Below are 10,069 nucleotides of genomic sequence, written 5' to 3' on the forward strand. Positions count from 1 at the left end.
CACGCCGGCGTGCGCGGCAATGGCACCGGTCAGCAGGGTTTCCAGGATATCAACGACATCTTCAGCGCCTTCAGCGACATCTTTGGCGGCAGCGGCGGCATCTTCGACGAGGTATTCGGCGGCCGCGCCCGCCCCCGGACGCGCCAGCGCGGCCGGCCCGGCGGCGACCTCCGCATCAAGCTCCAACTCACCTTCGAGGACATCAGCGAGGGCGCGGAAAAGAAGATCAAGGTCCGCAAGTTCGTCTCGTGCGACACCTGCACCGGCTCGGGCGCCGAGGCCGGCAAAGAGGGTTATTCCACCTGCCAGACCTGCCAGGGTACCGGCGAAATCCGCCAGGTGACGCGCTCGGTGTTTGGCCAGTTCGTGAACGTGCAGGCCTGCCCGACGTGCCAGGGCGAGGGGCGGACGATCAACGACCGCTGCAAGAAATGCCACGGCGAGGGGCGGCTGAAAGGGGAGGAGACGATCGCGATCCCGGTCCCCGCCGGCGTCCTCGAAGGCAACTACCTCACCATGCGCGGCGCCGGCAACGCCGGCGTTCGCGGCGGCGGCACGGGCGACCTGCGCGTCGAGATCGAGGAGGTCCCCCACAAACACTTCTCCCGCGAGGGGTTGGATATCTACTACGACCTGCACATCTCCTTCCCGGACGCCGCCCTTGGCACCGAGGTGGAGGTCCCGACCCTGAAAGGCCGCGCCCGCCTGGAAATCGACGCCGGCGTGCAGTCCGGCAAGGTGCTGCGCATGCGCGAACGCGGGCTGCCCGAACTCAACAGCACCCGCCGGGGGGATCAGATGGTCCGCATCAACGTATGGACCCCCAAAACGCTAACGGACGAAGAGCGTCGCTTCTTCGAGGAATACCGCACGTCGCCGTCTTTCATCCCGAAACCGGGGAAGGAGGAGGACCGCAAGTCGTTCTTCAGTAAAGTGAAAGACGTCTTTTCCTGATCCGGCGCCCCACCCGCACCCGGTCCACCCCCTGGCCGTTCCCTCGTAGGTTCTGCATGAATAGCCCCATCGACAGCAGGGCGTTGCGCGCGGTCATGCGCCACGTGCCGTCGCCTGTCACTGTTGTCACGCTCGCCGGCGCCGACGGCCCTCGCGGGGTGACGATCGGTTCGTTCGCGAGTGTCTCCCTCGATCCGCCGCTTGTGTCGTTTAACGTGGGTATCGAATCCTCCATCCACCCGCATGTGGCGGCGGCGGACCGGTTTGCGATCCATGTGTTACACGCCGGCCAGGTGGATGTGAGCCGGCATTTCGCGCAGCCGGACCTGGCCTCGCGCTCTCAGTTCGTCGACATCGCGCACACGGACTTCGACGGACTTCCGGTGCTGAGCGACGCGCTGGCCGTCCTCATCTGCCGGCGCTATGCCGTGTACCCCGCCGGCGACCACTCGCTGGTCCTGGCCGAGGTCGAAGCGATCCTCGACCCCGCCCTCGACGCCCTTCCGCTGCTGTATTACCGCCAGTCCTACCGCATCCCCGGCGCCGAAGTCCGGGCGACGAGCCCGGTTTAGATACGTTGAGATTTCAAAGCCCAATGATTGGTCATCCCCCGATCAATGCCGGGGGCAGGCTCCCGCGAAGGCGGGGACCCAGCCGTCAGACTGGCTTTTTTCTGGGTCCCCGCCTTCGCGGGGATGACTTGTTATTTGTGAAATAGGCAAATCTCAAGGTTTCTTAGCGTTAAACGTGTACACGTTCAACGCGTAACGCCCACCACGAACCGTTTATCCAGTTCGACCTCGTACGCGCCGGCTCCAAAAAAGGCATAGTCGTAGCGGCAGGGGTCTTCCGGGCAGAGGCGCCGGCACGCCTCCGTCAGTTCCTGGGCGGCGCGCCAGTCGTCCGTCTGGCGTTGGAGGAGCCCGAGGGCGCGGGCCTGCCGGCCGGCGTGGACGTCCACCGGCAGGATGAGTTGGTCCGGGCGGATGCCGCGCCAGATGCCGAGGTCGACGGGTCCGGGCCGCACCATCCACCGGGCGTACATGGCCAGCCGTTTGCAGGCGCTGCCGGCCGCCGGCCGGGCGAGGTGTTTCGCCAGGCGGGGTGGGGTGTCCGGGAGGATCGTGAGGAGGGTATCGCTAAACCCCTGGATGGCCGGCCCGATATGGGGCGCATCCGGCGGGAGGTGGGCCAGGAAGATCGCCTCGACGCTGCCGTATCGGTGGAGGGCGGCGGAGAGGGCATGGACCAGCCAGCACGCGTCGGCCGGCTGGAAGGTGCGGTGTTTGAAGCCGGCGAGGCACTCCGCATCGCGCTCGGGGGTGTAGTGGAGGACAAAAGCGTGGGGCTGATACCCCATCCGCCCGCACAACTCGTCCATCTTACGAAGCACCGTCCCCCGCTGCCCCCAGGCCAGGAGCGCCGCGAAGAGGCCGGCAATCTCCTGGTCGCCCGGGTCGTCGAACGCGTGGGGGACCGAGATCGGGTCCGAAGGGATAAAATCCGGCTGCTCGAAGCGCCGGACGAGGAGGTCGAGGTAGGCGGAGAGGGTGGGGGTCACGTTACGATTGCCTGCTCGTAAGGAGCGGAAGGATGGCCGCCAGATCCACATTCCCACCACTGACAATCACCCCGATCCGCCGGCCCCGCGCCGGCACCAGGCCCTCCATAAGCGCCGCCGCCGCCAGCGCACCGGTGGGTTCCACGACGATCTTCATCCGCTCCCACATAAACCGCATGGCATCGACCAGGGCGCGGTCCGACACGGATACCATGTCGTCCACACACTGGAGGACGATGGGGAAGGTGAGGGTTCCGAGCGAGGGCGTGCGCGCGCCGTCGGCGATGGTGTCCGGGTTGCGGACGGTGTGCAACGTGCCGGTGTGGAACGACCGGCAGGCGTCGTCGCCGGCGTCGGGCTCTACCCCCACTACCCGGCAGTCGGGCGCCAGCGCCCGGGCGGCAATGGCCGACCCGCTGAGCAACCCTCCGCCGCCGCAACACACGATCAGGGCGTCGAGCGCCGGCACGTCCTCGAACAACTCGAGCGCCGCGGTGCCCTGGCCGGCGATCACGTCCGCGTGGTCGTACGGGGGAATCAGTGTCAACCCGCGTTCGGCCGCGATCCGTCGCGACAGCTCTTCGCGCGATTCTACGGCCGGGTCGTACGTGATGACGGTGGCGCCGTAGCCTTCCGTTGCCTCGCGTTTTACGGCCGGCGCATTGTTCGGCATGATGATGGTTCGGGGAATCCCGAGCACACGCCCGGCCAGGGCAACGGCCTGGGCGTGGTTGCCGGACGAGTAGGCGAGCACGCCGCGCGCGCGCTGGGTGTCGTCCAGCCGGCTCAACGCGTTAAACGCCCCCCGAAACTTGAAAGCCCCCGCCCGCTGCAGGTTTTCGCACTTAAACACGACATCCGCCCCCAACCGCTCGTTGAGGGTGGAACTGCGCAGGACGGGCGTACGGTGCGCCGAGCCGGCGATCCGCTCCGCCGCCGCCTGGACATCGGCGAAGGTGACGGCCAGGGCGGTTTCCGGGAGGGGCAGGAGTGGGATCGACATAAAATGGACGGGTTCGATGACATACCAGGTCGGCACAATGTACAACGGGCAATGGCGTTGACAAACAATAGGCGGGAGACGCCCCACCGGGGCGTCTCTACAATCTATCTTTAATGAGGCGTGAGATTCGTCAAAGGGTGCCGTTTTTATTGTGAAGCCTCCAAGGTCCTATTCTCTATCAAACAGTTAACGGCCTATGACCGCCACGACGCCCCCAAGTCCTTTGTACCGTACCGTCGAGCGTCTCTTCGGGATCGACTTTCGTGCGCTTGCCGCGTTCCGGGTGGCTATCGGCCTGATTGTACTCGTGGATCTGGCGGTACGCGCCACGGCGTTTTCCGCGCACTATTCCGACGCCGGTGTGCTCCCCCGCGCCTTCTATTTTGCCTATTATCCCGATACCTGGGCGTTATCGCTTCATCTGCTCTCGGGCAGCCTCTGGTGGCAGGCCGCCCTGTTTGTTGCCGCGGCCATCACCACCCTGGCCTATATGGCCGGGTACCACACACGGGTGGCCTCATGCGCGCTCTGGCTCCTCACGCTCAGTCTACACACGCGAAACCCGCTCGTGCTCAACGGGGGGGACTGGCTGCTGCTCAACCTGCTCCTGTGGAGCCTGTTTTTACCCCTCGGAGCGCGATGGTCCCTGGATGCGCTGGCGGGGCGGCATGAGCGCGACGACGGCTACCATCTCTCTGTCGCCACGCTGGGTATCGTGCTACAGATCTGCCTCGTGTACTGGTTCACGGTGATGTTTAAGTCGGAAGAGGTATGGCTTGAGGAAGCCACGGCGCTCCATCTCGCGTTAAACTTGGACTACCTCGCGCGTCCAGCCGGCCAGTGGTTGCTCGGTTTACCCGATGGCGTGCTCCACCTGCTCAGCCGCGGCACCTACTACCTGGAGTTGTATGGCCCCATGATGGCCTTTATTCCTATCTGGATTGGGTTCTGGCGCACATTGGCCGGGCTGGGCTTTATCGCGTTTCATGCCGGTCTGGCCATGACGTTGACGATTGGCCCCTACCCTTTCGTTTGCATGGCCGCGTGGCTGCTGGTGTTGCCGGCTGCGTTCTGGGATCGCCTGAGCCGGCTGGGAACGGGGGACACCTTCCGCCGGCTGGCCGTGAGGCACTTGCCCCGCCTTCGGCGACTCGCTCCCCGCTCAGTTGGTCCCGCCCGATCCGGAGAGCCGGGTCTGATTGCCACCCTGGCCTCTGTCTTGGTGCTGGTGTATATGCTGTCGGCCAACATGCTCACGGCTCACGTGATGAGCGAAAGGTATTACAACACCTTTTTTGGGTACCTCGAGCCGACCGGGGAGGCGCTGCGCATCATTCAGCGCTGGAATATGTTTTCGCCCGCTCCGCCAACCCGCGACGGTTGGTATGTAGTGGAGGGGCGTTACGCCAGCGGGGCGACGCGAGACCTGTTTCGGGACGCCGAGCTTACCTGGGAACGCCCCGACGACATCGCCGCCACCTACAAAAACGAACGCTGGCGCAAATACCTGGAAGCCGTGATGGACAAACCGTCGGTACTGGGGCCCGAAGCGGCGGCGTATTTCAGGCGGCACGGGGCAAACACGACGGGGGATGAACCGGAGTCCGTTCGGCTATACCTGATGGGGGAAGCCACCCGGGCAGATTTTACCTCGTCGCCTGTTGCCGCCTATTTGCTGGCCGAATACCCGCCGGACGCCGATCTTGTCAAAGCAATAATGAAATAAGCACAGCTTTGTGACAACTCCGCCCGCCCAAGGCGGTACTTTAGGGCACTTACCGGAAGGATGTGCCTGGAGGCGCACCCCGGTAGGGCGTTCTTTCTGGAGTTGGCCGGTGCGGCGTTACCCCTGCGGCGCAAGAGGTGGAAAAAGATGCCGTTACCCGGCATCGGTTGCTGCTTCGTCGTCTTCGGACGAATCCGGCTGCACGCGCTCGACGATAACCTGGACCTCGGCCACTAACGCGGCCAGTGCACCCAGGGCCGTCAGCGGCGCTGAGATGAGCAGTGCGGCGGCGGCTCCGCCGACGCCGATCGCGAGTGGGAATTCAACCAGCGTACGACCGTCTTTTTTGACGATAATACGCCGCGCGTTTCCTTCCTCGATGATCTCTGTCACCTTATCCTTGAGCTGATTCGTTTTTAGCTTCAGCTCCTGGATGGTGACGCGGGCACTTTTCGTCGATTCGTTCATGGCGGGTAACCTCGTCTGTCGGATCGGCGGGTTCAGTGGCCGTATCCGCGATTGGCACGATATTCAAGGAGAGCGGTTCTACTACGTGTGGGCAGGGAGCAGGTTGCAACGTACGCGTGGCCCCGGTTCGCTCCCCACACCCTCCAGACGTCTAGTTCTTTGATCGGATGGCGCATTCCTCGGGATGCAGGGCGCGGTGAACCGTACGGTTCGCCGCGGGGCTTACGTAGGAGGCTTTTCGCCGTGCCGCAAACACGGTACGACAGGGCATCTACCGACCCTTCACACGAAGGGCCGGCCCCGGCAGGGCGATCAGGTATACGCATACAGGATAGTCGCTCCACCGGGTCATTGTCTGATACCCCTGGGACGCCGAACCCTTATGTTGGAAGCTCGATCTCGCAATTTCCTTCCTTTTCTTTTCATATACCAAGAAAGGGTCGGGCTTTATCTTATTCTCGGCGTCCTCTTATTTTTTAGCGCCCCGCGAAGGTAAAGGGCGGATGGCAACGTTCTGGATCAACGTTTGATGCAGAACGCGGCGTGTCGCCGTTTTAATTTCGAGGTGTCCCTGCTTTAGTTTTTCCGGGATCCGGCCGATAGTTCACACTGCGGCGCGTGCTTTCGGAATAAGTGGATGCCCACCTGTAGCCCTGCACTGTATCGTGGGAGGCTGCGCCATCCAGTACATACAACACAACACGTAAACCAACCAACAAACGGAGAATCTGCTATGGGTCAGCAACAACTCCTCCTCCTCGTCCTCGGTATCGTCATCGTCGGCCTCGCGGTCGTCGTCGGCATCCAGGCGTTTAGTGAGAACAAGAAAAAAGCGAACGCCGACGCGCTCGTAAATGATGCTATCCGCATCGCATCCGACGCCCAGGCGTGGAAACTCAAGCCGGCCGCCTTTGGTGGTGGCGCTGATGAGACCCTCAACGTCGGCTTTACAGGTCTTCTTCTTGGTCAAATGGGGTATGAGGTCGACGGTGCAGCTTGTACAGCTATGAGCGCACCCGCGAGTTCTTACTGCAATCTGAATGGTTACTTTACGATTGCTGCTGCCCAGGACTTGATTATCACGGCTAATAGTGTCCCGATAGCCAGTGGTGGTGGCGATCTAAACGTCGTAGTTGTGACTGTGGCAGGTACTCGCCCTGAAGATATCAGTACGACGATCAATGCGATAGCGCCGTAATGTTGCGGGAAATAGCCTTCCTCGTATCTGATCCGTAAATCATTGCGGGGAAGGCCTTTCCCAATGAGTCTAACTACTCGAAAGTCTCCATTTTATGCTCTCCAGTGGAGTTTTGTAAAAGGTCTGATTCGGAAGTTTACTTGCGGTAGATAGTAGAAACGTTGGTAGTATCATGGGTCAGCAGCAGTTACTCCTTCTGGTAATGGGTCTAGTAATCGTTGGATTGGCGGTTGTCGCTGGATTCCAGATGGCTGAAGTCAGCATGAAGCAACATGATGCTGATGTGATGGTGGGGCGATGCATCTCGATTGCATCAGATGCCATTTACTGGAAGACGAAGAACGATCCGTATACGCCTGGCGGTGCTGAATATTCATCGCTGATCGACGCCGGCATGGCGCAGTTGTTTGTAGGTGAAGAAACGGAAAATGCGGAATACTGGATTGATCCCGATGGTTTTAGTGTGGCCGATCAAGTAGTTTTTGTGGCTGTTAGCAAACGGTTCCCTGAAGTAGGCGTTCGTGTGACTGTAGTTGGAGATACCATCTCGAAGACAGAAGTGGATTTTTCAGGGGAAATAGATAACCCTACGGATTGAGTGTTCCTGGTTGAGCGTTGGATGAATGTTCAGGTGAGGAAAGCGAGTTGATGTTTGCATCTATTCGACGTGAAAAGCGGCTGAGGATCTCTCGCCGCTTTTTCTGTTCTAACGAACTTGTGTGATACCATCTAAACATGCGTGATTGGCTGGTGCATATCCGCCTGAGGCCCATAACTTTGTGGCGCGTGGCCTGCGTTGCCGGCATGACAGGATTCGGTCTGAACGGTGCGGCCTTGGCGTGGCCCTGCGGCCCCGAATCATGCATGATTGCCATGTAGAAAAGGCCATATCAGTCGCGACGAGAAAGGTCCCACACTGCGTTGCTAATGAACACCCTGTTCGATAATGGTAGTGAATTCCTGTAAAACAGCTCAGCACCGTACACGTACTCGAAAAACCAGGCAGGATAGCGAAACACCAACAAATTGAGTCATCCCGAGCCTGTCGAGGGACCTCCCGGACGATCGAGAGGTCCCTCGACAGGCTCGGGATGACTTCGGATATGGGAATTAGCGATTTTGTCCTTTAACCATGCGTTCATGCTCGATAAGAAAGCCCGGCGATGCCGGGCTTAAGGGTCTCCGGATGACGTGCGCGCTTTGTGAACGCAACATCACAGGCTGATCCGAACGGTTGTCGGGGCCAGTCGGGTGGCGTATCATGGCCGATGTGAACCACCATTGGATTCGTCAGGCTTACCCTCCCCCCATTTCCGCCGATCCTCAGTAAAATAGCCCCGGCGCAATTGTTGTGGGCGTTGATCGGGTCGCCGGGTTTCCGTAGGTACGGGATCCGGGAAGGACTTTGGGAAGTAGGTCGTTACCTCCCCGGCGGTCTGTTCAGCAGTTACGAGGTGATCACCACGATCAGGGAAGTCGATGGCAGTACAGGAGTTTAAATTCAGCGGCGTAGGCACCTCGGGCCAACCCATCCAGGGCACCGTGTTCGCCAACACCAAGCGGTCCGCCGAAAGAAAGGTGGCCTCGCTCTCCAAAAAACACGCGTTCCGGCTGCAGGCATTGCAGCGCCGGCGGGCGTATCTGTATAAGGTGCGGCACCCGAGCGGGGAAGTGGCGTCCGGCGAGCAGAAGGCGTTTTCGTCCGAAGAGATCGTCAAGGCCCTCACCAAAATGGGGCTGGAAGTCATCCGCGTCGAGAAGAAGCTGTTTGATTTTCAGACAAAACCGCCGCGGCAGGACGTCATCATGTTCGTCCGCCTCTCCGCCAATTTGCTCCGCGAGCACCTCCCGTTCGACGAGATCCTGAACCTGCTCGTGGGCGACGTCTCGTCCAGAAGCCTCAAGCAGGTCATCCGCGATCTCAATACGGATCTCAAAGGCGGCATGGAAGCCCAGCAGGCGTTCATGAAACACCAGCACTCGCTGGGGAAATTTACCGCCTACATGCTCGGCATCGCGTCGCGAAGCGGTAACATGGCCGAGATTTACGATTCCACGGCCCGTTTCCTTGAGCGGCAGGACGAATTCAAGAAGAGCGTTCGCAGCGCGATGGTCACCCCGGCCATCACGATGATCGTGCTCATCGCCGTATTTATCTGGTACGTCTGGTACATCTTCCCCGCCACGGCCGGCCTGTTTTCGCAGTACAACATTGTTCTTCCCCCCATGACGGCCGCCACGCTGGCGTTTGCGGACTGGTTCGATGCCAACTACGGATGGGTGTTTTTGATCACCTTCCTGATGATCGGCGGGTTCGTGACGTTCGCGAACACAAAAAAGGGCCGCTTTTTGCTTCACCAGTATATGATCCGCATTCCGGTCATCGGGCCGCTGCTGCACAAACTGAACATCGAGATTTTCTGCCGCACGTTCGCCATCCTGTATTCGGGGAGCGGGGAGAATATCACGGTGATCAAGGTGGCGGCGGAGTCCTGCGGGAACGCTTTCCTGGAGCATCGTATCAAGACGATCACGGTGCCCATGATGGTGGCCCAGGGCGCCGAACTGGTGCGCGCGATGGAGGCCAGCGGCGTGTTCACCCAGATGGCCATCGCCCGCTTCCGCAGCGGCGCCGAGACCGGCAACGTCCGGAAAAGCGCCCAGCAGATGGCGGACTATTACGAGAAGGAGACGACACTCAAGCTGAAAGGAGCCGTTGAGACGATCCAGACGGCTGTTGCGATTATCATCACAATCGCGATATGTTTCCTGACCGTCATCTCCTCGGAGATCGCCCTCATCCAGCCGTCGTCCACCGACATCATGGGGCGCTGAAACGGATAGGGGGAATTTGAGTACATGAGATGTCGAGTACCTGAGATTTCGAGTACATGAGCTGAGATCTCGCCATTAACCGCGGTTGTTCGAGCATGCTGTTCAAGCGAAAAGGCGCAAAAGACGAAGGAAAGCCTCGCACCACGGGCATTCCGCCGGCGCCCGATGCCGGAACCGGAGCCAATGCTCCGATCCCACCGGCGGGCCGGCAAGACCCGGGCAGCCATGCCGCCCGGCGCGATGCGGCGTCGCTGTTCAGCCATGGCGCACCCGTGCCCGGCGATGGCCCCGTCCGCACCACCAGCACCCGCACGCGGGGCCGCG

General features: G+C 60.9%; 10 protein-coding genes. 7 read left to right on the forward strand and 3 right to left on the reverse strand.

Annotation, left to right across the window (positions count from 1 at the left end; translation table 11 throughout):
* Positions 1-954: DnaJ C-terminal domain-containing protein (locus tag SH809_07640; protein MDZ4699561.1), on the forward strand; the 954-nt coding region annotated here is incomplete at its 5' end.
* Positions 955-1,010: 56 nt separating this feature from the next.
* On the forward strand, positions 1,011-1,526 hold the full coding sequence (locus SH809_07645; GenBank protein ID MDZ4699562.1) for a flavin reductase family protein: 516 nt from the start codon (positions 1,011-1,013) through the stop codon (positions 1,524-1,526).
* 185 nt (positions 1,527-1,711) lie between these two features.
* On the opposite strand, the gene SH809_07650 is transcribed toward SH809_07645, so the two are convergent.
* Entirely contained in the window at positions 1,712-2,515 is an 804-nt protein-coding gene (locus tag SH809_07650) for a TIGR02757 family protein (GenBank protein ID MDZ4699563.1), read from the reverse strand.
* 1 nt (position 2,516) lies between these two features.
* Complete coding sequence (locus SH809_07655) at positions 2,517-3,518, reverse strand: threo-3-hydroxy-L-aspartate ammonia-lyase (GenBank protein MDZ4699564.1); 1,002 nt, start codon at positions 3,516-3,518, stop codon at positions 2,517-2,519.
* Between the two features lie 223 nt (positions 3,519-3,741).
* Here SH809_07655 and SH809_07660 point away from each other — a divergent pair, with 223 nt between their 5' ends.
* Positions 3,742-5,244 carry an HTTM domain-containing protein gene (locus tag SH809_07660; protein ID MDZ4699565.1) on the forward strand — a complete coding sequence of 501 codons (1,503 nt, stop codon included), beginning with the start codon at positions 3,742-3,744 and terminating at the stop codon, positions 5,242-5,244.
* A 153-nt stretch (positions 5,245-5,397) separates the two neighbouring features.
* On the opposite strand, the gene SH809_07665 is transcribed toward SH809_07660, so the two are convergent.
* Entirely contained in the window at positions 5,398-5,712 is a 315-nt protein-coding gene (locus SH809_07665) for a DUF4342 domain-containing protein (protein MDZ4699566.1), read from the reverse strand.
* A 733-nt stretch (positions 5,713-6,445) separates the two neighbouring features.
* Between SH809_07665 and SH809_07670 the strand changes: the two genes are divergently transcribed.
* The 4 genes from SH809_07670 to SH809_07685 form a co-directional block, all read left to right on the forward strand.
* A complete protein-coding gene (locus SH809_07670) occupies positions 6,446-6,910 on the forward strand; it encodes a hypothetical protein (protein ID MDZ4699567.1) in 465 nt (154 codons plus the stop codon).
* Positions 6,911-7,082: 172 nt separating this feature from the next.
* Positions 7,083-7,508 carry a hypothetical protein gene (locus SH809_07675; GenBank protein ID MDZ4699568.1) on the forward strand — a complete coding sequence of 142 codons (426 nt, stop codon included), beginning with the start codon at positions 7,083-7,085 and terminating at the stop codon, positions 7,506-7,508.
* A gap of 881 nt (positions 7,509-8,389) precedes the next feature.
* Entirely contained in the window at positions 8,390-9,745 is a 1,356-nt protein-coding gene (locus SH809_07680; protein ID MDZ4699569.1) for a type II secretion system F family protein, read from the forward strand.
* 95 nt (positions 9,746-9,840) lie between these two features.
* Positions 9,841-10,069: hypothetical protein (locus SH809_07685; protein ID MDZ4699570.1), on the forward strand; the 229-nt coding region annotated here is incomplete at its 3' end.

The organism is Rhodothermales bacterium, from assembly GCA_034439735.1.
Classification (GTDB): domain Bacteria; phylum Bacteroidota; class Rhodothermia; order Rhodothermales; family JAHQVL01; genus JAWKNW01.

Excerpts from the sequence above, each read along its gene's own strand:
- SH809_07655 (MDZ4699564.1), bottom strand. The coding sequence starts at position 3,518 with ATGTCGATCCCACTCCTGCCCCTCCCGGAAACCGCCCTGGCCGTCACC.
- SH809_07665 (MDZ4699566.1), bottom strand. The coding sequence starts at position 5,712 with ATGAACGAATCGACGAAAAGTGCCCGCGTCACCATCCAGGAGCTGAAG.
- SH809_07680 (MDZ4699569.1), top strand. The coding sequence starts at position 8,390 with ATGGCAGTACAGGAGTTTAAATTCAGCGGCGTAGGCACCTCGGGCCAA.
- SH809_07645 (MDZ4699562.1), top strand. The coding sequence starts at position 1,011 with ATGAATAGCCCCATCGACAGCAGGGCGTTGCGCGCGGTCATGCGCCAC.
- SH809_07675 (MDZ4699568.1), top strand. The coding sequence starts at position 7,083 with ATGGGTCAGCAGCAGTTACTCCTTCTGGTAATGGGTCTAGTAATCGTT.
- SH809_07670 (MDZ4699567.1), top strand. The coding sequence starts at position 6,446 with ATGGGTCAGCAACAACTCCTCCTCCTCGTCCTCGGTATCGTCATCGTC.